Source organism: Pectobacterium polaris (genome assembly GCF_002307355.1).
Classification (GTDB): domain Bacteria; phylum Pseudomonadota; class Gammaproteobacteria; order Enterobacterales; family Enterobacteriaceae; genus Pectobacterium; species Pectobacterium polare.
The window spans coordinates 4338674-4359456 of sequence record NZ_CP017481.1; the positions used below are offsets into that span (position 1 = coordinate 4338674).

Below are 20783 nucleotides of genomic sequence, written 5' to 3' on the forward strand. Positions count from 1 at the left end.
GGCTCCGCTATAACGGAAAGACACCGTCAGAACGGATACAGCCACGGCACCATCACCACGCTGACCAACATCACCAGCATGGTAAAGGGGACGCCAATGCGCACAAAGTCCCCGAATTTATAGCCGCCCGGCCCCAGTACCAACGTATTCACTGGTGACGACACGGGGGTCATAAAGGCGGCAGATGCCGCCACGGCGATGATCATTGCGAAAGGATAAGGCGATACCCCCATCTGTTTCGCGGCAGCAATCGCAATGGGTGCCATCAGCACCGCTGTCGCCGTGTTGGAAATAAACAGGCCGATCACGGCACACAGTACGAACAAACACACCAGCATCACATGCGGCCCGGCGTTCCCGGCAACGTCCATCAGCCCTTTAACAATCAGCGCCACACCACCCGTTTGCTGCAACGCCAGCGCAAACGGCATCATCCCGACGATAAGAATAATACTCGGCCAGTGAATGGCTCGATAAGCGCTTTCCATGTCGATGCAGCGGAATTTCCCCATCAGCAAACAGGCGATCAGCGCGGCGACCGCATTCGGTATTTCATCCGTCAGCATCATCGCTACCATCAGCGCCAAGCAAAACAGCGCGTGTGGCGCCTGACTCACCGCGGGCGCAACGTCATCTACTTCGGCAGGGAGATTAAGTAAAAGGAAGTCGTTTTTCTGCGTGTGCAGTTGTCGAATCATGCGCCAGTCACCCATCACCAGCAGAATATCACCGAGCTGGAGTGGTTCATCGGCAAGGATACCTTCCATCGTTTCACCTGCCCGCCGAATCCCCACGACGCTCAGGCCGTAGCGGCTTCGGAATCCGACGTCGTACAGCGTTTTCCCCAGCAGCTCGGAATCAGGGATCAAAGAGACTTCTGCCATCCCTACATCACGCGCCTGCTCGGAGAAATACTCACCACGCAGCACCATCGGTTCAAGCCGCTGCGCAGTGCAAAATTCGCGTAAATCCACCTCAGAGGCCGACATGTCGATCAGTAAGACATCATTCAGGCGAAGTTCGGTATTGCCCGCCACGCTGATCATCACGCGGCGAAATTTACGCCAGCGCTCAATCCCGACTACGTTCGCCCCAAAGCGCTGACGCAGGCGTAAATCATCCAGACGGTGACCGATAAAAGGCGATCCTGGCCGAATCGCCAGCCGACGCGCCCTGCCCGTCAGTCGGTAATCACGAATCAGATCTCGAAACGTTCTTCTCTTCCACATCTCTTTTGCTGTTGCCGTCTCGGCGTCGCCAAGCCAGTAACGCGCGACCATCATATACGCCACGCCCAGCAGCAATACCACCATCCCTATCGGCGTCACGCTGAAAAATCCAAAGCCCGCAACGCCTTCGCGCATCAGCTCGCTGCTCACCACCATATTCGGCGGCGTCGCCACCAGCGTCATCATGCCGCTAATCAACCCGGCAAAACTCAGCGGCATCATCAGCCTTCCGGGGGAAATTTTCATCCGTGCGGAAACGCTGAGCACCACGGGAATAAAAATCGCGACAACGCCAGTGGAGCTCATGAAAGCTCCCAGTAGCGCAACGGTAACCATCAGTAAGATCAACATTTTCATCTCACTGCTGCCCGCCACGCGAACCAACCAGTCGCCGACCTGATAAGCAACACCGGTACGAACCAACCCTTCACCAATCACAAACAGGGCAGCAATCAATATCACGTTAGGATCGCTGAACCCCACCAACGCTTCAGACAGCGTCAGCGTGCCGCTCAGTACAAACGCGATGATGACCAACAACGCTACGACATCCATGCGTAATTTATTGGTGGTAAACAACACAATGGCGATCAGCAACAGGGATAAAACCCAGAGAAGTTCGCTATTCAAAACGGTTCCCCTGACGGAAAAAATGCATATTGAGAGGTGAAAGTTCAGCATGCCATAAAAAAATGCAGGAGCATTTTTCAACACCGCACAGCGGTGGCCCAAAGGGTGGCAGACATTGGTATACCCTAAATAATTCGAGTTGCAGGAAGGCGGCAATCGCACGAATCCCCGGGAGCTTACACAAGTAAGTGACTGGGGTGAGTAAGGGAAGCCAACGCACATGCAGCTTGAAGTATGACGGGTATAGTCTGCCATAAAAAAACCTCGCAGATGCGAGGTTTGATCATATTTAGTCACAGTTTTGTCATTATGTTACAGACGACCTACTGGCGCAGAAGCACCTTAGCACCGTTCGGTAATGGTTCTATTTCTATCTGCTCCAGCGAATCAAGAATCAGCTCGACCTGCTCCAGTTTCGGCGTATCCGCAGGTGCCTTCACCGCAATAACCTTGCAGCCAGCCGCCAGGCCCGATAACACACCCGCTGGCGCATCCTCAACGACGACACACTCTTCCGGCTTCAGCCCTAGCTGCTGTGCACCAAGTAGATAGGCATCAGGGTGAGGTTTACCTTTGGCAACCTGCTCCGCGGTAATAAAGGCGCGGGGAGCAGGCAGTTCTCCACGATGATGGCGTGCGCTGGCAATCGGCACTGTACCCGATGTCACAATCGCCCAGGGAATATCCAGTGCATCCAAACGTTCCAACAGCGCCCTCGCCCCTGGCATGGCAACAATGCCCTGCGTATCAGACGCTTCTGTTTTCTCCAGCGCATCAAACTCTTGTTGAATCGTTTCTTCGCTTTGCCCTTGAAGAAAGTGGCGCAGGGATGTGATTGCCTGCTTGCCATGAATAAAATCCAGCACTTCCTGTGGTTCAATATCGTGATCTTTTGCCCAGTTAATCCACGCACGTTCTACCGCAGGCAGTGAATCAACCAGCGTACCATCGAGGTCGAACAGAAAACCTTTACACTCCACAGAAAGCCCCTTTTTCATTAATCAGGCGTTGATGATCTGTGCGATCTCAACCGCACTCAAGTGATACTGGCGCGGGCAGGATTGCCAGACAGCCAGCATTCTGTTGTATTTTTCCCACATTTTTGTCTGAGCGTTAAACCCATGCGTACCCGCATCAAAGTGGGGATAGCGACCTTCGACATGTACCATAAAGCGTACAAAACCGAGGTAGCGTGCTTCCGTTGCGGCATCAAAGCCCAGGAAGGTCAGGCGACGTTCATCCAAATCCTGCTTATCTTTCAGATTGGTCCACGACACCTGCAAGGCATGATGCATTTCCATGATGTTAATAATCGCGCGGCAAACCTCTTCAGTCAGCTCACCAAACTCGCGGTCCAGTTCGCGCATCTGCAAACCATAACCACGCTCGATAATCGTTTGTAACCGGCGATAGCGCTCGGCGTTGTCGGGATCGAGCATCGTCATCATTTTATATTGATTTGAAAGGATCAATCTCTGGGCATTTGTCATTTCCATGTTGCTCTCCTGAACCCTTTTTGGGGTAAGCCAATATCGCTAAATAGGTATTGGCCTCAGAATCGCATACTGAATCGTGTCACGGTAGCGGTAGCCACCGCTTCTTTGATTTGAAACAGGGGAAAGAACAAAATAGCCATCAACCCGCACACAGCCTGACGCCGATCACAAATCATCCAGGAAGGTTTTATCAAGCTGGTTAAACGCACGCTTCAGCACATCCGCCAACGCCTGATAAGTCGGCGCTTCTTCCAATGGTGCTAATGCCTGCCCTGACTCCACTAGTTTATGGCGAATCTCATGGAACCACTGTGCCAACGTCGGCGGTAAAGGCGTCACAGAACGGCGACCCAGCCACCAGAGCCCTTGCAACGGCAGGCTACAGGCAAACAGCGCGGTGGCGATAGCCGGACCGAGCTGACCACCGAGCGCAATCTGCCACGTTAAGGTAAACACCGCCAGCGGCGGCATGATGCGGATACCGAACCGCGTCGCTCGCGCCACGCGGTTTTCAGGAAATACCGGCGCCAGCCGTTTTTCTGCTGGCCACGTTTTCATGTAATGCTGCCCACGTTGGAGTAGCTGTAGCCAACTGATTCTACTGTCTGGTTTCGTCGCCATAGCCACACCTCAACTTTACAGATAAAAAATAAAACTTTTGCACAAATCAACAACTCAAGTTGATAAGGTTAAAATATATTTTGTGTTTAGCCTACGCTATCGGTATCCTAGATCGGCCTTTTGGCCGCTGTATACCTAAAGTAGTATGACTACACGCAAGGAGTATAATTCCCTTCGCGACATAAGCGCAGCCAACGGCCATAACGCGGTTATCCATCGCTTTAAAAGCTGCGGTTTACATCAGGTCGATGTCACGTTGTTGTAGAGATTAGTTGTATCGGTTATCCGATATAACCTACGTCATAGTATCGACCCTATTTCATCATCGTGTCTGGTGTATCACACCAAGGTATGATGTTAATCATAAATGCCAGCGGCGGCATGCGATACGCTATGCCCTGATGACATTTTTTTAACCATGTATAACAAGTAGGTACTTCCATGTCGAGTAAGTTAGTACTGGTTCTTAACTGCGGTAGTTCATCCCTGAAATTCGCGATCATCGATGCGATTAACGGAGAAGAGTACCTGTCTGGTTTAGCCGAGTGTTTCAACCTGCCTGAAGCCCGCATCAAATGGAAAATGGACGGCGGTAAACAAGACGCCGAACTGGGTGCCGGTGCAGCTCACAGCGAAGCGCTGAACTTCATCGTCAATACCATTCTGTCTCAGAAGCCTGAGCTGTCAGCTCAACTGGTTGCTATTGGTCACCGTATCGTTCACGGCGGTGAGAAGTTCACCCAATCCGCGATCATCACTGATGATGTTCTTCAGGGTATCAAAGATTCCGTACCTTTTGCACCTCTGCACAACCCGGCGCACCTGATCGGCATCGACGAAGCACTGAAATCTTTCCCGCACCTGGCTGATAAGAACGTTGCTGTTTTCGACACCGCGTTCCACCAGACCATGCCGGAAGAATCCTACCTTTATGCACTGCCGTACAAACTGTATAAAGAAAACCACATCCGTCGCTACGGTTTCCACGGTACCAGCCACTACTTTGTTTCTCGTGAAGCCGCTAAAGTGCTGAACAAACCAGTAGAAGAGCTGAACGTGATCACTTGCCACCTGGGCAATGGTGGTTCCGTTACTGCAATCCGTAATGGCGAATGCGTTGACACCTCTATGGGTCTGACGCCGCTGGAAGGTCTGGTCATGGGTACGCGCTGCGGCGATATCGACCCAGCTGTGATTTTCCACCTGCACGATGCACTGGGCATGGACATTGATCGCATCAACACCCTGATGACCAAAGAATCTGGTCTGCTGGGTCTGACTGAAGTGACCAGCGACTGCCGCTACGTTGAAGATAACTACGAGACGAAAGCTGACGCTAAACGTGCAATGGACGTTTACTGCCACCGTCTGGCGAAATACATCGGTTCTTACGCTGCACTGATGGAAGGCCGTCTGGATGCCGTCATCTTCACTGGTGGTATCGGTGAAAACGCCGCAATGGTTCGTGAACTGTCGCTGAAAAAACTGGGCCTGCTGGGCTTTGACATCGATCACGAACGCAACCTGGCTGCACGCTTCGGTAAAGGTGGCAACATCGCTAAAGATGGCACCCGCCCTGCGCTAGTTATCCCGACCAATGAAGAGTTGGTCATCGCCGAAGACGCTTACCGTCTGACCGCGTAAAACACGTAACGCCCAACACCGTCAGCCAAGGCTGACGGTGTTGTTTTGACTAACGAGCAACCGTAAAGAGGTTCGGCCGTGTCCCGTATAATCATGTTGATCCCAACTGGCACCAGCGTTGGTCTGACAAGCGTCAGCCTGGGTGTCATCCGCTCCATGGAACAGAAAGGCGTCCGCCTGAGCGTGTTCAAACCTATCGCTCAGCCGCGCAGTGGCGACAATACGCCAGATCAAACGACCACCATTATTCGTGCTAATTCCGCCATCAGCGCCGCCGAGCCGCTGGCGATGAGCCGCGTTGAAGCCCTGCTGAGCTCCAACCAGCAAGACGTGCTGATGGAAGAAATCATCGCGCGCTACCACGAAAATACCAAAGACGCTGAAGTCGTTCTGGTTGAAGGTCTGGTTCCTACGCGTAAGCACCAGTTTGCTAACGCATTGAACTATGAAATCGCCAAAACGCTGAATGCAGAAATCGTCTTCGTACTGGCGCTGGGTAACGATTCCCCAGCACAGCTGAAAGACCGTATCGAACTGGCACGCTCCAGCTTCGGCGGCAGCAAAAACAAAAACATCACTGGCGTGATCATCAACAAACTGAATGCGCCAGTAGACGAACAGGGACGTACTCGCCCTGACCTGTCTGAAATCTTTGATGACTCCACGAAAGCCAGCGTTGCCAACATCGATCCGAAGCAGCTGTTTGCTAACAGCCCGCTGCCGGTACTGGGCTGCATCCCGTGGAGCTTTGACCTGATCGCCACGCGCGCTATCGATATGGCGAAGCACCTGAATGCGCGTATCGTCAACGAAGGTGACATTCAGACGCGTCGCGTTAAGTCTGTAACCTTCTGCGCACGCAGCATCCCTCACATGCTGGAACATTTCCGTCCAGGCTCACTGCTGGTGACCTCCGCTGACCGTCCTGATGTTCTGGTTGCCGCTTGTCTGGCTGCCATGAATGGCGTGGAAATCGGTGCCCTGCTGCTGACTGGCGGCTACGAAATGGATCCGAACATTGCCAAGCTGTGCGAACGTGCCTTCCAGACTGGCCTGCCAGTATTTATGGTCGACACCAACACCTGGCAGACGTCACTCAGCCTGCAAAGCTTCAACCTTGAAGTTCCGGCTGATGACCGTCAACGTGTTGAGAAAGTGCAGGAATATGTTGCACGCCACATTGATACCCAATGGATCGATTCCCTGAGCGCAGCGTCTGAGCGTTCACGTCGTCTGTCTCCGCCAGCGTTCCGCTATCAGCTTACCGAGCTGGCGCGTAAAGCAGGCAAACGTATCGTTCTGCCAGAAGGCGATGAACCACGTACCGTTAAAGCAGCATCTATCTGTGCTGAACGCGGCATTGCTCACTGTGTGCTGATCGGTAACCCAGAAGAGATTCAACGTGTTGCTGCCGCTCAGGGCGTAGAACTGGGCAAAGGCATCGAAATCGTCGATCCGATTGTCGTGCGTGAGCGCTATGTGGCGCGTCTGGTTGAGCTGCGTAAGAGCAAGGGCATGACCGAAGTGGTTGCGCGCGAACAGCTCGAAGACAACGTGGTTCTGGGTACATTGATGCTGGAACAGGGCGAAGTTGACGGTCTGGTTTCTGGTGCTGTTCATACCACCGCAAACACCATCCGTCCGCCGTTGCAGCTGATCAAAACTGCACCGGGCAGCTCGCTGGTATCTTCTGTGTTCTTCATGCTGCTGCCTGAGCAGGTTCTGGTTTACGGCGACTGCGCCATCAACCCAGATCCAACTGCAGAGCAATTGGCTGAAATCGCTATCCAATCTGCGGACTCCGCTACCGCGTTTGGTATCGACCCACGCGTTGCGATGATCTCTTACTCTACCGGTAACTCCGGCGCGGGTAGCGATGTTGAGAAAGTGCGTGAAGCGACCCGTCTGGCGCAGGAAAAACGCCCTGATCTGGTCATCGATGGTCCGCTGCAATATGACGCCGCTATCATGGCTGACGTTGCACAGTCCAAAGCGCCGAACTCACCAGTTGCGGGTAAAGCTACCGTGTTCATCTTCCCTGACCTGAACACCGGTAACACCACGTACAAAGCGGTACAGCGTTCTGCCGACCTGATCTCCATCGGGCCAATGCTGCAAGGCATGCGCAAACCGGTTAACGACCTGTCTCGTGGCGCACTGGTAGACGACATCGTTTACACCGTTGCCCTGACCGCAATTCAGGCTACACAGCTCTAATCTATCCAGATTAATTCTGTTATCTTCTATGCCAGCCTCAGCGCTGGCATTTTTTATTGCTCTCCGCACAAAAAATCACACTGAGCAGGCTCAAGAATAACCATAAACAGGGTCTATGGATGACTGTAATACGATTATTGGATCAACACTTTCAGCAGCAGTTGGAAAAAGGAATCACGCCTTCATCGCCAAAAGGGTTAACCCGTTTTTTGATTGAATTTCTCTATTTCGGCGTCAAGGAGGCCCGCGCTTGTATCTTCGTTGGCCTGTTCTTTCTTGCCGTTTTCAGCGTGCCGAAAGCCGGCTGGTTCTCTATTCCGCGCTATGATTTGCTGTTGATATTTGCCATTGTGATTCAGGGATGGATGATCGCCAGCAAGCTGGAAACCTGGGATGAGTTAAAAGCCGTTACGCTGTTTCACCTCGTGGGTTTTGCGCTTGAGGTGTTTAAAACCTCATCAGGTATTCGTTCCTGGTCTTACCCTGATTTCGCCTACACCAAGGTATTGGGTGTGCCGCTGTTTGCCGGATTCATGTACGCCTCTGTCGGTAGCTATATCATTCAGTCCTGGCGGCTATTCGATCTGAAAATTCGCCATCACCCGCCCTACTGGCTGGCGACGCTGGTTGCGCTACTCATTTATGCCAATTTCTTCACCCACCACTACATCGGCGACTACCGCTGGTACATTGCTGCACTGGCCGTCGGGCTCTATGCGCGTACCACCGTCATTTTCACGCCTTACGATCGGGAACGACGGATGCCGCTGTCATTGGCCTTTATTCTGATCGGCTTTTTCATCTGGCTAGCTGAAAATATCAGTACGTTTTTCAGTATCTGGAACTACCCGGAACAGCTCGGAGCCTGGTCGATGGTTCACGTAGGGAAATGGAGCTCGTGGGCTTTGCTGGTGATCATGACGTTCACCATCGTGATTTACCTGAAGGACATTAAGAAGAGTATTCATGTTCCCGAGTGATCGCCCGCAGTTGATCACTCGGAAAAAATAGACGCCGCTGCGGGGAAAAGCAGCGGCAAGAGAGAAGCGGTATTACTTCTGCGAATCAGCGTCTGATGAAGTGACGATATTGCTGTCGTTTTCATCATGAGCAATTTCATCATGAGAATTTTCGTCATGAATGTTTTTATCATTAACAGCAGGTGTTGCAGCGGCTTCGACTGCCTCGTTCAGCTTACGTGAAATCGGCTTGCCATATTCCTGATCGCTATGACGCGTCAACCACAACGACAGGGCTTTTAGCGAATCTGGCGTAAACTCATCGCAGCGTGCAGTGATCTCTTGCGGCGTCAACCAACTGACCTCATCAACCTCTTCTTCCTGTAGCGCAAACGGCCCGTGGGTAACGCAGCTAAACAGCCCGCCCCACACCCGGCAATTTTCGCCTTCGTAATAGAACAAGCCATGCTCTGCAAACGGCACGCCCGCAATGCCAAGCTCTTCTTCAGCTTCACGACGTGCGGATTCCAGCATTTGCTCACCGCTTTGCACTACGCCGCCAGCGGTCGCGTCCAGCCAGCCTGGATAGAAATCTTTGATTTTCGTCCGGCGCTGCACCAGAATTTTACCCATTCCATCATGCACAACAATGTAAGTGGCACGATGACGAAGACTCTGCGCACGCATCTGCTGACGACTTGACTGAGCAATTACCTCGTTGTTTTCATTGACGATATCAACCCACTCTGTGCCTGCTGCCTGACTTTGTTCCGCCATCCTCTGAAACCCTTTAGTATTGGCACGTTGCTACGCGCGTCTGTTTTAAATAATCGAACTTTGCTGTGAATATTCCCTGCTGCCTTGCCGTTATTCAAGGTCAAAAACAGGGTATACGCTAAATTAGTGCCTAATCGCGACCTGTGCAATAGGCTCGCCGCCGTGTAACGGCAGAACCCGCAGCTCGTCTTGTTCAAGTAAACCGTAGCTCGCGGGGTATCCCCCTTTCGGCAAGCTCGCTGAGCCGGGATTGAAAAAATAATATTCACCGCGTTGCTCAGCAACCGGGATATGGGTATGACCATATACCAGAACATCCCCCGCGTGTAGCGGCGGCATATTCTCTGGATGATAAAGATGACCGTGCGTCAGGAAAAGGCGATTCTGCGGCAATAGCACATGTTGCCAGGGTGCCGTTATCGGAAAGGTCAACAGCATCTGGTCAACCTCGCTGTCGCAGTTCCCTCGTACGGCAATGATGCGTGATGCATAAGCGTTCAGTCGGGCAGCCACATCCGCAGGCTGATAGTTCTCCGGCAGCGGGTTGCGCGGGCCATGATTGAGAAAATCGCCCAGCAAAATAAGCCAGTCGGCATGACTCTGCTCAAAGATCGCCAGCACGCGATCCGTCGCGCTGAGAGAACCGTGTATGTCGGACGCAAACATCAACTTCATCGTTATCTCCACAACGTTTATATCAACAATATTACACCTACAACACCCGCATCCTTTATCGGACGTAGTCTACCAAAGTTGGCAACGCGCTTCCGGTAAAGATCGTGCAACGAGGTGCGTCATCGCTTATTTTTCACTCGCAGAAGTGGTAGGGTAAGAACCCGTTCCTCAATACGCTATTCTGACAGCGCATCGCTCTCTGAAGCGATCAACTGCCATACAGTCCATGATGTTTTTCTGAATTAAAACGGAGACTTGATTCATGATTGACCTGTATTACGCACCAACCCCTAACGGGCACAAGATCACTCTGTTTCTGGAAGAAGCTAATCTCCCCTACCAGCTCCACCGCGTGAATATCAGCAAAGGCGAACAGTTCAGACCGGAGTTTCTGGCTATCTCACCTAACAACAAAATCCCCGCGATTGTCGATACGCAGCCCGCGGAAGGTGATACGCCGATTAGCCTGTTTGAATCCGGCGCGATCCTGCTCTATCTAGCGGAAAAACACGGCGTGCTGCTGAGTTCGTCACTACGTGAGCGTACAGCCACACTGCAATGGCTGTTCTGGCAGGTCGCCGGTTTCGGGCCGATGTTGGGGCAGAATCATCATTTTAACCACTATGCGCCTCAGCCCGTGCCTTACGCCATTGAACGCTACCAGCAGGAGACGCAGCGCCTGTACCGCGTGCTGGATAAACATCTGCAAGACAGCCCTTGGCTAGCAGGAGAAAATTACAGCATCGCTGATATCGCAACCTATCCGTGGGTGGTTTCTTATGCCCGTCAACGCGTCGATCTTGATGACTACCCAGCGGTGAAGGCATGGTATACACGCATCAGTGAGCGTCCGGCAACGCAACGGGCTTACCAGCTCGCCGAGCAATAAAATTCTGGCATCATCTCATTCGGCCTTTGGGTATCTTCTGCTATGGTAATCAACATATTGTCGTTAACGATACCCCCTGACGCTGCGGTTTAATCGCAGTAACAGAAGCAACCGAGGGCCGAGCAATGCCACATCACTATTCTGACGCCATTATTCGTATAAAAAATCTGCGGTTGCGCACCTTCATCGGTATCAAAGATGAGGAAATCACGAATAAGCAGGATGTGATCATCAACGTTGTGATTCACTACCCAGCAGAACAGGCACGCAATAGCGAGAATATTGCTGATGCGCTGAACTACCGCACCATCACCAAAAGCATTATTCGCCACGTGGAAGATAACCGCTTCGCTTTGCTGGAAAAATTAACGCAGGATGTGCTCAACATCGCCAGCGATCACGAATGGATCACCTATGCTGAAGTAGAAGTCGATAAACCGTTTGCCCTGCGATACGCCGATTCGGTTTCCATGACCCTGCGTTATCACAAGGCATAAATATAAGGGGGAGCGATGCAACTACTTATAACAGGCGGCACTGGCCTTATTGGCCGTCACCTTATCCAGCGATTACAGCTGCTTTCCCATGACATTACGGTACTGACACGCGATCCTGAGCGCGCCCGAGGCGTTCTCGGTAATCAGGTGGAATATTGGTCCACGCTGAGTAATATCACCTCACTGAACGACTTTGACGGCGTCATCAATCTGGCGGGCGAACCTATCGCCGACAAACGGTGGACGCCACAGCAAAAGCAGCGTCTGGCAAAGAGCCGCTGGAACATCACCGAGCAGCTTGCAACGCTGATTAAGGCCAGCAGTGAGCCGCCAGCAGTTTTTATCTCGGGATCCGCTGTCGGGTATTATGGCGATCAGGGGGAAGCGCTAGTCACGGAAGATGAATCCCCAGTCGATGAATTCACACATCATCTGTGCGCCCGATGGGAAGCACTGGCGCAGTCCGCCGAAAGCGATAAAACCCGCGTCTGCCTGCTGCGCACTGGCATTGTTCTTTCAGCACAGGGCGGCGCGCTGGCAAAAATGCTGCCGATTTTCCGCCTCGGGCTTGGCGGGCCGATGGGTTCCGGCAAGCAATATATGCCGTGGATTCATATTGATGACATGGTGAGCGGCATTATTTACCTGCTGAACCAGCCGATACTGAGCGGCCCTTTCAATATGGTTGCGCCCTACCCGGTTCATAATGAACAATTTTCTGCCACGCTGGCACACGTATTGGATCGCCCCGGTTTTCTGCGGGCTCCCGCTTTTGTGATCAAACTACTGATGGGAGAAGCTTCGACGCTGGTACTGGGTGGACAGCGCGCCATTCCGCAGCGGTTAGAGGCCGCAGGCTTTAATTTCCGCTTCATTGAGCTAGAAGAAGCCCTGCAGGACGTCATCAAAAAACCGAGCTGACTCAGTGCTGAGAGCGGTGATAATGGATAGATCGTAAAGACGCTGCAAGTACATATATGGACGCTCCCATAAATCGCAATGTTTTTCAGTAAAAAAGCGGGCAGGTATTGCAACCATATATCCGGTCTCTTGTGGGAGCCTTCGGGCTCCCCGACCATGATGAAAGCCGCCAGGTGAGTTCTCAACATCCCTTCGGGCTGTGATGCCCTCGTACTCGCTCAGAATATCTCACCTGCGGTCTTACCTGTTTTGCCATCTTACTGATTTCACATGCAACTACCGGACAACATGACATCGTTAACGTTGGTGCTGATGTCCTCAGGCTCCCGTCAGTGGACGATACTCTGTTTCATGGAAAAGCATTGACCATAAAATACGCGCGGTTTTACACGCCTGCGCCACGGCCGCGACGTTGCGGTGTTTACGCCTGACCAGCGCGGCCAGCCACGGCATCGTCTTCTCATTTTTACTGATATGCCTCAGCACGGCTCTTGCCCCGTGAACCAACAGACAGCGAAAATAACTGTCGCCGCGCTTACTTATGCCGCCGAACTTCTGTTTGCCTCCGCTTGAATGCTCCCGTGGCGTCAGGCCCAGCCATGAAGCAAACTGCTTCGCAGTATCGAATTGCCTGCCATTGCCGACGGATGCGACCAGATATGTTGCCGTCATCAGCCCCACGCCCGGCACTTTTTCTACCCGCTGGCAGGCCGGCTGGGTCCGTGCCCAGTCACTCAGCTCATGTTCGGTCTGTCGTATCCTCGTTTCCAGCGCTTTAAGATGTTCAAGCTGACGCTGTACGCTGACACGTACAAAGTGAGGCAGTTCGTTTTCTTCATCTTCCAGAATCTCAGGCACCGCTTTATAAAGTGCACTGAATCCTGTCGCCATCACACAGCCAAACTCGGCGAGCATCGCCCGCAGGCTGTTGGCGCAGCCGTTCCGCTCGCGTACCAGAAAACTGCGTTCGGTATGAAGGGCAAGCACACCCTGCTGCTCCGCTGTTTTAATCTGAACAAAGCGCATGTTCGGTCGTGTGACTGCTTCGCAGATAGCCTCTGCATCAGCCGCATCCGTCTTGTTGGTTTTAACGTAAGGCTTAACATACTGTGGTGGAATGAGTTTTACCCGATGTCCGGCGTTGCTGAACAGGCGGGCAAAGTGGTGACTGGATGAACACGCTTCCATACCGATTAAGCAGGCCGGAAGCTGAATAATGAACGGGACAAACTGGCTGCGGGAAAGCTTTTTTCGCAGGACGGTTTTACCATTGTGATCTACGCCGTGAAGCACGAAGAGGTTTTTTGCGAGATCAATACCCATCGTTGATACTTGCATTTGGACGCTCCTTCTTTTGAGATTTGACACTCAAACTTTGGCACATCTGATGCCGTAAAGATGGAGCGTCCATCTCATTATCCCTGTAAGCTCGGCTTGCGCAGATATGAATCTCATCCCTGAGATTCACCCTTGCAGGGCCGTCGCTAGCGACGTTCAAAAAAGTTCCTGACGTTTTTGTCCCTGGCGCAAACGCTTTACTCTTCTATTCCATTATCACCGTTCTATTTGAGAGAAACGTCCGTGGCTTATTACCATCAGCCCCAAAACCTACTTCAACGCACCTGACAAAAACTGCTGCAAACGCGCACTTTTCGGGCTACCGAAAAGTTGATCCGGTGGCCCTTCTTCTTCAATCACGCCTTGATGCAGAAAGATAACGTGGCTCGAAACGTGGCGGGCAAACTCCATTTCATGCGTCACCACCACCATCGTTTTCCCTTCTTCCGCAAGCTGCTGCATGATACGCAACACCTCGCCGACCAGTTCGGGATCCAGCGCTGACGTAGGTTCATCAAACAATAAGACTTCCGGCTCCATCGCCAGCGCCCGTGCAATGGAAACGCGCTGCTGCTGACCACCGGAGAGATCTGACGGGTATTTCTGTTGGGCCGCATCCGTGATCCCGACCTTGTTCAGATAGAACACCGCCCGCTCACGCGCTTCCGCTTTACTGAGTCCTAACACCTGAATTGGCGCTTCCATCACGTTTTCCAACGCCGTCATGAAGCTCCACAGGTTGAAGTGCTGAAACACCATCGTCAGGCGTGTCCGCAGCATCTGAAGCTGCTTTTTATCAAAAACTTTCAGCTGTCCGTCAGTATCGCGCACCATGCGAATTTCCTGATCGCTGACGTAAATCGCCCCTTCACAGGGCTTTTCCAGAAAATTAATGCAGCGCAGTAAGGTACTTTTCCCGGAACCAGACGATCCAATAATCGAAATAACGTCACCCGCTTTCGCCTGTAATGAGATCCCTTTCAGCACCTCATGCTGGCCATAACGTTTACGCAGTTCCGTCACCATCAATTTGTTATTCGACATACTCTTTTTTCCTGCGTTTAATGAGATGAACGGGTATAAAGATGACGTAACCAGCGCCGTTCCGCCTTTCTGAACAGCCCAATTAATACAAACGAGATCGCCAGATAGATGACCGCCGCGATGCCAAATGCATAAAACGGCTGGTAGGTTGCCGCGTTGATATCACGGGCAACCTTCAGAATATCCGGTACCGTTACGGTAAAGGCCAGCGCCGTTGAATGCAGCATCAAAATCACTTCGTTGCTGTAGGCGGGCAGCGCAATACGCAGCGCACTCGGCAAAATAATGCAGCGGTACTGCTTAAAGCGGGAGAAGCCGTATGCTCTGGCCGCTTCAATTTCCCCATGAGGTACCGAGCGGATTGCTCCCGCAAAAATCTCTGTCGTGTACGCACAGGTATTCAGTGCCAGTGCCAAAATGGCACAGTTTAGTCCGCTGCGAAAAAAGGCATTCAGCATGTCGGTGCCGCGCACGATCTCCAGGCTATACACGCCAGAATAGAACACCAGAAGCTGTACGTAGAGCGGCGTGCCGCGAAACACATAGGTGAACAGCCAAACCGGAAAGCTGAATCGGCGTCTCGGCGATACGCGAGCAATCGCCAGCGGCAGCGCCATCAGCCCGCCGATAACCACCGAGGAAATGAGCAGCCAGAGCGTCATCGCCATCCCGGTCAGGCGGTAACCATCGCTCCACAGTAGCGGCTGCCAATATTGTTGCAGGATCTCACTCATAATTTATTTTTTTGACTCCCTGCGAATAGTGCCTTTCCAGCCACCACAACACGCCGTTAGAAACGGTGGTAAAAATCAGGTACATCGCCCCGGCAACCAGCGCAAAATAAAACGGTTCGTGTGTGCCCTTGCCGGCTAGTTGCGTCGCCTTAATCACATCGTTCAAGCCAAGCAGTGACACCAGCGCCGTCGCTTTCAGGATCACCTGCCAGTTGTTGCCGATGCCCGGCAGCGCGAAACGCATCATGGAAGGAAACAGAATACGACGGAACACCTTCATGGGAGAGAAACCAAACGCGACGGCAGCTTCGATTTGCCCGCGCGGCACGGCAAGATAGGCACCACGAAAGGTTTCCGTGAAATACGCGCCGTAAATAAAGCCCAGTGTAATAATCCCGGCAGTCAACGGATCGATGTCAATCTGATCCAGGCCGATCGATTCCGTCACGCCGTTTAAGACAATTTGCAGACCATAAAAAATCAGCAGCATCAGTACCAGATCGGGAATGCCACGAATCAGCGTGGTATAGCAGGAAAAACACCCCGCCAGCAGACGGTTGGAAGACAGCTTCGCCGATGCACCAATCAGGCCGATAGCCAGCGCCAGCAGTAACGAACTTGCAGCCAGCTCCAGCGTCATGATGGCACCATCCAGAATTAGCTGGGAATAGCCATAGAGCATCAATGATATCCGTTGAAATAGCGGTTAATGGCACGCTGCGTCATCAGTCAGGAACACGACACGGGAGGAACGATCCCGTGCCGCATGCCCTACGATCCCGCTACATATGTGATAAAGAAATGAGCGTCACCTTGGCGACATTAGCCGCCGTAGACGTCAAAATCGAAGTATTTTTTCGCGAAGGTATCGTAGGTACCGTCTTTACGCATTTCTTCAAAAGCTTTATCCAGCGCGGCTTTCAGCTCGGTATCCGCTTTGCGCAGACCCATACCGGTACCCACACCGAAGAATTTGTCATCTTTTACCGCCGGGCCGGCAAACTCATAGTCTTTACCCGCGTCCAACTTCAGGAAACCTTCACTTGCGGCGACTTCATCCTGAAAAGCGGCATCAATACGGCCTGCGGCCAGATCGGCATAAATCAGATCCTGATTTTGGTAAGCGACAACGTCAACGCCTTTCGGCTGCCAGTTAGCATTAGCAAAGGCTTCCTGTGTTGATGCCTGCAATACGCCAACACGTTTGCCGCCCAGAGAAGCCAACGTAGGTTCAATGCTCGTCCCTTTCTTCGCAATCAGGCGTGAATTGGCTGCATACAGCTTCTCAGTGAAGGCAATTTCCTGCTGGCGTTTTTCGGTGATAGACAGAGAAGAAATGATGGCATCGATTTTTTTAGCTTTCAGGGACGGAATTAACGCATCAAAGTCACTTTCTACAAACGTACAGTTAGTCTGAATACGCTTGCACAGCTCTTTCGCCAGATCGATATCAAACCCAACCAGTTCGCCGCTGGCGTTTTTGGATTCAAAGGGAGCATAGGTAGGATCGGTACCAATTTTAATATTCTTAGGAATCTCCGCCATCGCGCTACCCGCAGCCAGAATGAGTGCCAACGGTAAGACTTTGATCAGTTTCTTCATATTGCTACCCTTATCATGAGTGATTGATGTCATGTGTCGTCAATGTCGGAACGATTTATCGATTTATTGCTTTAAAAATGAACGATATGAGTGCTATTTGTTTTCTGCGCCGACTATTATCGTTTTTGTAGCAGTTTTCATGCCACAATGAACGTAGGGACGTCGTAAAAACCCCATGAGCGAAGCGCGCAGAAAATAAGGGTTAACCATTTGATTCTGCAATATTTTCAGAGGATATTTTTTGGCGCGTAACAATAAGGATAGATAACATTGGCATGAATACAAAAACTCAATCGCACCATTTTGGTGCCTTTACGCACAAAATTAGTGCAATGTGATAAAAAGGCACAAAAAAAGGGCAGTAAACGTTTACCGCCCCGAGAGAAAAAAATAGCGTGCCTGAGTCTCTATCCTGCTACGACGCACCTTGCCAGCGGATAAAGAGATCTTTTGGCAGGTCGATGTCAAACTGGTCCAGAATACGATTCACCGTCTGATCGACAATATCCTGCACACTTTCTGGGCGATGATAAAACGCTGGCACCGGCGGCATGATTATCGCGCCCAGCTCAACGGCGGTGGTCATCAGCCGTAAATGCCCTAAATGCAGCGGCGTTTCACGCACCCCCAGCACCAGAGGACGACGCTCCTTCAGCACCACATCAGCCGCGCGGGTCAATAGATTATCGCTGTAGCTGTGCACAATGCCGGAAAGGGTTTTTATCGAACAGGGTAGAATCACCATCCCCGCCGTTTTAAACGACCCCGAAGAAACGCTGGCAGCAATATCACGCGTGTCGTGTACCACATCGGCCAGCGCCTGCACGTCACGCAGGCTAAAATCCGTTTCTAACGCCAGCGTCTGCCGGGCGGCCTGACTCATGATCAGATGCGTTTCGATACCTTCCAGCGTCTGTAAAACCTGTAGCAGTCGGATGCCGTAAATGACGCCGCTGGCACCGGAAATTCCTACAATGAGTCGCTTCATTCATACTGCCTCTGGCTGGCCGCGTCAGCAGAAACGCGGAAAAATCATCTGCGCAAACTTTGCCGCATTGATTAGCGATAAGCAAGGGCAAGCGCCGAAAGCCTGTTTTTGATATGCCATTTTTCTCTACATACAAAATTTTCTCTACATAAAAAATAAGGGGGAGGACACTTTCGCGTCCTCCCCTTCAATACAGCCTTAATGTACGACTAGCTGTTAACCTTCGTTGTGCAGTTCCAGATCTTCAACTTCATTCTGGCTACGCAGCGCTTTGGCATCGTCGTTACGCAAGACTTCCAGATAATCCAGATAGCCTTGATCGACGTCCTTCGTCACGTAAATCCCGTTGAACACCGAGCATTCAAACTGAGCGATATCCGGGTTATCTTCACGCGCCGCATCGATCAAATCTTCGAGATCCTGGAATATCAGCTCATCAGCGCCAATAATCTTACAGATTTCATCCACTTCACGACCGTGGGCAATCAGCTCATTGACGCTTGGCATATCGATGCCGTACACGTTAGGGAAGCGAATTTCCGGTGCCGCTGAGGCCAGATAAACACGCTTGGCTCCTGCTTCACGCGCCATCTCTACAATCTGCTCTGACGTTGTACCACGCACGATGGAGTCATCCACCAGCAGCACATTCTTGTCACGGAACTCAGCACGGTTGGCGTTCAGCTTACGGCGTACCGATTTCTTACGCGCCTGCTGTCCCGGCATGATAAACGTGCGGCCAACATAGCGGTTTTTCACAAATCCCTGACGATACGGCTTGTTGATGATGCGCGCGATTTCCAGCGCGATATCACAAGAGGTTTCAGGAATTGGGATCACGACATCAATATCGAGATCTTCCCACTGGCGTGCAATTTTTTCACCAAGCTTCTGGCCCATACGAACGCGTGCGCTGTAGACCGAGATTTTATCGATGAAAGAGTCCGGGCGCGCGAAGTAGACATATTCGAACAGGCACGGATTGCTCTTTGGATTCTCTGCGCACTGGCGGGTAAACAGCTGCCCTTTTTCCGTAATGTAGATCGCTTCTCCCGGCGCCACATCGCGTAAAAATTCAAAGCCCAGCGTATCCAGCGCGACGCTTTCTGACGCCACCATATATTCACTGCGGCCATCTTCCAGATCGCGCTTACCGATAACCAGAGGACGAATCCCGTTTGGATCGCGGAAAGCCACCATACCGTGACCGATAATCATGCCAACACAGGCATAGGCACCGCGAATTTGCTGGTGCGTTGCGGCAACGGCCGCAAAAACATTATCGGCTTCCAGCGGGTAGTGTTGGAAACGGTCCAGCTCTCTGGCGAAAATATTCAGCAGGATTTCAGAATCAGACGTGGTGTTAACGTGACGACGCTCCTGCTCGAACAGCTTTTTACGCAGTTCGTGGGCGTTAGTCAGGTTACCGTTGTGAGCCAGCGTGATACCGAACGGTGAGTTAACATAGAAAGGCTGTGCTTCCGAGGCGCTGGAACTGCCCGCGGTCGGATAACGCACATGGCCAAGCCCCATGTTGCCCTGTAAGCGTTGCATGTGCCGCGCTTCAAACACATCTTTCACCAGGCCATTGGCCTTACGCAGGCGAAAACAATTAAAGGCATCGATGGTCACAATACCCGCAGCATCCTGCCCACGGTGTTGCAACACCGTTAACGCGTCATAAATCGACTGGTTGACCGGTGTAAAACCGGCGATACCGACAATACCGCACATGGTGTCTTTTCCTCATCAGCGCTACCGCAGCGATAAATGCTGCGGCAAAAAACTTGACGTGCTTTGCAGGTAGTCAAAAAACCACCTGATAATATAACTGAACTGCGGGATTAACTGGGACTGCTTCCAGTCATCACTTTGTGAAAAACCGGTGAACGTATCCAGAAAGAATAGCAGTGCGGAAACGATCAGCACCCCGCGCAGCGCACCAAAACAGATGCCCAGAACGCGATCGGTGCCGGATAATCCGGTACGTTCAACCAGTGAACTAATCACATAGTTGACGATAGCTCCCACAATCAACGTTGCAATAAACAGAATGGCAATCGCAATGCCGTTACGCACCAGCTCATCATCAAAACGGGTGAAGTAGACCGCGAGGTAAGCGTAGTAATGACTGGCAACAAAAAAAGCACATCCCCAGGTTACTAACGACAGCGCTTCGCGAACAAACCCCCGGATCAGGCTAACCAGAGCCGAAAATCCGATGATGCCAATAATGACGTAATCAACCCAAACCATGAACTATCCTAATAATGAACGATGCTACCGATAAGCCGCTACGTCATCCTGTTCGCGGCGCATTCTAACAGAAAAAGAAAACGTTTGCGTAGCGTATTTCCGCCGATTTCATCGATAGATAATCAGGCGAAAAAACCGACAACACGTCATGCCTGATTCTATTAACTCTCGGCATCTCAAAACTCACAACAGGCATCTTAAAACAGCTGCGGGGCAACGTATCACTGATGTGAACCTCATCCCCGCTGCCTGCTTTTGCTTATTTA

The 20783-nt window shown here is 51.8% G+C and carries 21 protein-coding genes; 7 read left to right on the forward strand and 14 right to left on the reverse strand.

Annotated features, from left to right (window positions below; genetic code table 11):
* Positions 1-26: 26 nt before the first annotated feature.
* The 4 genes from BJJ97_RS19530 to yfbV form a co-directional block, all read right to left on the reverse strand.
* Positions 27-1859 carry an SLC13 family permease gene (locus BJJ97_RS19530; protein WP_095995030.1) on the reverse strand — a complete coding sequence of 611 codons (1833 nt, stop codon included), beginning with the start codon at positions 1857-1859 and terminating at the stop codon, positions 27-29.
* A gap of 323 nt (positions 1860-2182) precedes the next feature.
* A complete protein-coding gene (locus BJJ97_RS19540; RefSeq protein WP_095995032.1) occupies positions 2183-2839 on the reverse strand; it encodes a sugar phosphatase in 657 nt (218 codons plus the stop codon).
* Positions 2840-2860: 21 nt separating this feature from the next.
* Complete coding sequence (locus BJJ97_RS19545) at positions 2861-3355, reverse strand: YfbU family protein (RefSeq protein WP_039484041.1); 495 nt, start codon at positions 3353-3355, stop codon at positions 2861-2863.
* Positions 3356-3520: 165 nt separating this feature from the next.
* The gene (gene yfbV / locus BJJ97_RS19550) at positions 3521-3976 is read right to left on the reverse strand and encodes a terminus macrodomain insulation protein YfbV (RefSeq protein ID WP_039484039.1); all 456 of its coding nucleotides are present in this window, start codon (positions 3974-3976) and stop codon (positions 3521-3523) included.
* 441 nt (positions 3977-4417) lie between these two features.
* On the opposite strand from yfbV, the gene ackA reads away from it, so the two are divergent.
* The 3 genes from ackA (at position 4418) to BJJ97_RS19565 (ending at position 8817) form a co-directional block, all read left to right on the forward strand.
* Complete coding sequence (gene ackA, locus BJJ97_RS19555) at positions 4418-5620, forward strand: acetate kinase (RefSeq protein WP_039484037.1); 1203 nt, start codon at positions 4418-4420, stop codon at positions 5618-5620.
* A 78-nt stretch (positions 5621-5698) separates the two neighbouring features.
* Entirely contained in the window at positions 5699-7837 is a 2139-nt protein-coding gene (pta, locus tag BJJ97_RS19560; protein WP_039484035.1) for a phosphate acetyltransferase, read from the forward strand.
* Positions 7838-7956: 119 nt separating this feature from the next.
* Positions 7957-8817 carry a DUF817 domain-containing protein gene (locus BJJ97_RS19565; protein WP_095995033.1) on the forward strand — a complete coding sequence of 287 codons (861 nt, stop codon included), beginning with the start codon at positions 7957-7959 and terminating at the stop codon, positions 8815-8817.
* 72 nt (positions 8818-8889) lie between these two features.
* Here the strand turns inward: BJJ97_RS19565 and yfcD are convergent, their stop codons facing one another.
* Both yfcD and yfcE read right to left on the reverse strand, forming a co-directional pair.
* Complete coding sequence (gene yfcD, locus BJJ97_RS19570; protein WP_095995034.1) at positions 8890-9573, reverse strand: NUDIX hydrolase YfcD; 684 nt, start codon at positions 9571-9573, stop codon at positions 8890-8892.
* Between the two features lie 123 nt (positions 9574-9696).
* Complete coding sequence (gene yfcE, locus BJJ97_RS19575) at positions 9697-10248, reverse strand: phosphodiesterase (protein ID WP_095995035.1); 552 nt, start codon at positions 10246-10248, stop codon at positions 9697-9699.
* A gap of 262 nt (positions 10249-10510) precedes the next feature.
* On the opposite strand from yfcE, the gene yfcG reads away from it, so the two are divergent.
* The 3 genes from yfcG to BJJ97_RS19590 all read left to right on the forward strand — a co-directional run bounded on the left by yfcG (position 10511) and on the right by BJJ97_RS19590 (position 12555).
* Positions 10511-11137, forward strand: coding sequence for a GSH-dependent disulfide bond oxidoreductase (gene yfcG / locus BJJ97_RS19580; protein ID WP_095995036.1), 627 nt, complete (start codon positions 10511-10513; stop codon positions 11135-11137).
* A 125-nt stretch (positions 11138-11262) separates the two neighbouring features.
* Positions 11263-11634 carry a dihydroneopterin triphosphate 2'-epimerase gene (gene folX / locus BJJ97_RS19585; RefSeq protein ID WP_010278945.1) on the forward strand — a complete coding sequence of 124 codons (372 nt, stop codon included), beginning with the start codon at positions 11263-11265 and terminating at the stop codon, positions 11632-11634.
* Between the two features lie 15 nt (positions 11635-11649).
* Positions 11650-12555, forward strand: a complete 906-nt coding sequence (locus tag BJJ97_RS19590; protein WP_095995037.1) for a TIGR01777 family oxidoreductase — start codon at positions 11650-11652, stop codon at positions 12553-12555.
* A 318-nt stretch (positions 12556-12873) separates the two neighbouring features.
* Here BJJ97_RS19590 and BJJ97_RS19595 read toward each other — a convergent pair whose 3' ends face one another.
* The 6 genes from BJJ97_RS19595 to BJJ97_RS19620 all read right to left on the reverse strand — a co-directional run bounded on the left by BJJ97_RS19595 (position 12874) and on the right by BJJ97_RS19620 (position 18261).
* Complete coding sequence (locus BJJ97_RS19595; RefSeq protein WP_095993303.1) at positions 12874-13893, reverse strand: IS110 family RNA-guided transposase; 1020 nt, start codon at positions 13891-13893, stop codon at positions 12874-12876.
* Positions 13894-14163: 270 nt separating this feature from the next.
* Positions 14164-14937, reverse strand: a complete 774-nt coding sequence (hisP, locus tag BJJ97_RS19600; RefSeq protein ID WP_039471302.1) for a histidine ABC transporter ATP-binding protein HisP — start codon at positions 14935-14937, stop codon at positions 14164-14166.
* A 17-nt stretch (positions 14938-14954) separates the two neighbouring features.
* A complete protein-coding gene (locus BJJ97_RS19605; RefSeq protein ID WP_039484021.1) occupies positions 14955-15671 on the reverse strand; it encodes an ABC transporter permease in 717 nt (238 codons plus the stop codon).
* Entirely contained in the window at positions 15664-16353 is a 690-nt protein-coding gene (locus tag BJJ97_RS19610; protein WP_095700061.1) for a histidine ABC transporter permease HisQ, read from the reverse strand. Before BJJ97_RS19610 ends, BJJ97_RS19605 begins: the two co-directional genes overlap by 8 nt.
* Positions 16354-16493: 140 nt before the next feature.
* On the reverse strand, positions 16494-17273 hold the full coding sequence (locus tag BJJ97_RS19615) for a lysine/arginine/ornithine ABC transporter substrate-binding protein (protein ID WP_014916042.1): 780 nt from the start codon (positions 17271-17273) through the stop codon (positions 16494-16496).
* Between the two features lie 415 nt (positions 17274-17688).
* The gene (locus BJJ97_RS19620) at positions 17689-18261 is read right to left on the reverse strand and encodes a UbiX family flavin prenyltransferase (protein ID WP_010285043.1); all 573 of its coding nucleotides are present in this window, start codon (positions 18259-18261) and stop codon (positions 17689-17691) included.
* Between BJJ97_RS19620 and BJJ97_RS22390 the strand changes: the two genes are divergently transcribed.
* On the forward strand, positions 18248-18373 hold the full coding sequence (locus BJJ97_RS22390; protein WP_259391269.1) for a hypothetical protein: 126 nt from the start codon (positions 18248-18250) through the stop codon (positions 18371-18373). The genes BJJ97_RS19620 and BJJ97_RS22390 overlap by 14 nt on opposite strands.
* 104 nt (positions 18374-18477) lie before the next feature.
* Here the strand turns inward: BJJ97_RS22390 and purF are convergent, their stop codons facing one another.
* Together purF and cvpA are read right to left on the reverse strand one after the other, a co-directional pair.
* Positions 18478-19995: an amidophosphoribosyltransferase gene (gene purF / locus BJJ97_RS19625; protein ID WP_095700062.1), complete on the reverse strand. Its 1518-nt coding sequence runs from the start codon at positions 19993-19995 to the stop codon at positions 18478-18480.
* 21 nt (positions 19996-20016) lie between these two features.
* On the reverse strand, positions 20017-20517 hold the full coding sequence (gene cvpA, locus BJJ97_RS19630; protein WP_005969889.1) for a colicin V production protein: 501 nt from the start codon (positions 20515-20517) through the stop codon (positions 20017-20019).
* Positions 20518-20783: the final 266 nt, after the last annotated feature.

What these genes read in the sequence shown, in the direction of transcription:
- BJJ97_RS19545 (WP_039484041.1), bottom strand. Translation starts at nt 3,355, where the DNA reads ATGGAAATGACAAATGCCCAGAGATTGATCCTTTCAAATCAATATAAA.
- yfbV (WP_039484039.1), bottom strand. Translation starts at nt 3,976, where the DNA reads ATGGCGACGAAACCAGACAGTAGAATCAGTTGGCTACAGCTACTCCAA.
- ackA (WP_039484037.1), top strand. Translation starts at nt 4,418, where the DNA reads ATGTCGAGTAAGTTAGTACTGGTTCTTAACTGCGGTAGTTCATCCCTG.
- BJJ97_RS19565 (WP_095995033.1), top strand. Translation starts at nt 7,957, where the DNA reads ATGACTGTAATACGATTATTGGATCAACACTTTCAGCAGCAGTTGGAA.
- yfcD (WP_095995034.1), bottom strand. Translation starts at nt 9,573, where the DNA reads ATGGCGGAACAAAGTCAGGCAGCAGGCACAGAGTGGGTTGATATCGTC.
- yfcE (WP_095995035.1), bottom strand. Translation starts at nt 10,248, where the DNA reads ATGAAGTTGATGTTTGCGTCCGACATACACGGTTCTCTCAGCGCGACG.
- yfcG (WP_095995036.1), top strand. Translation starts at nt 10,511, where the DNA reads ATGATTGACCTGTATTACGCACCAACCCCTAACGGGCACAAGATCACT.
- folX (WP_010278945.1), top strand. Translation starts at nt 11,263, where the DNA reads ATGCCACATCACTATTCTGACGCCATTATTCGTATAAAAAATCTGCGG.
- BJJ97_RS19590 (WP_095995037.1), top strand. Translation starts at nt 11,650, where the DNA reads ATGCAACTACTTATAACAGGCGGCACTGGCCTTATTGGCCGTCACCTT.
- BJJ97_RS19595 (WP_095993303.1), bottom strand. Translation starts at nt 13,893, where the DNA reads ATGCAAGTATCAACGATGGGTATTGATCTCGCAAAAAACCTCTTCGTG.
- hisP (WP_039471302.1), bottom strand. Translation starts at nt 14,937, where the DNA reads ATGTCGAATAACAAATTGATGGTGACGGAACTGCGTAAACGTTATGGC.
- BJJ97_RS19605 (WP_039484021.1), bottom strand. Translation starts at nt 15,671, where the DNA reads ATGAGTGAGATCCTGCAACAATATTGGCAGCCGCTACTGTGGAGCGAT.
- BJJ97_RS19610 (WP_095700061.1), bottom strand. Translation starts at nt 16,353, where the DNA reads ATGCTCTATGGCTATTCCCAGCTAATTCTGGATGGTGCCATCATGACG.
- BJJ97_RS19615 (WP_014916042.1), bottom strand. Translation starts at nt 17,273, where the DNA reads ATGAAGAAACTGATCAAAGTCTTACCGTTGGCACTCATTCTGGCTGCG.
- BJJ97_RS22390 (WP_259391269.1), top strand. Translation starts at nt 18,248, where the DNA reads ATGAGTCGCTTCATTCATACTGCCTCTGGCTGGCCGCGTCAGCAGAAA.
- BJJ97_RS19620 (WP_010285043.1), bottom strand. Translation starts at nt 18,261, where the DNA reads ATGAAGCGACTCATTGTAGGAATTTCCGGTGCCAGCGGCGTCATTTAC.
- purF (WP_095700062.1), bottom strand. Translation starts at nt 19,995, where the DNA reads ATGTGCGGTATTGTCGGTATCGCCGGTTTTACACCGGTCAACCAGTCG.
- cvpA (WP_005969889.1), bottom strand. Translation starts at nt 20,517, where the DNA reads ATGGTTTGGGTTGATTACGTCATTATTGGCATCATCGGATTTTCGGCT.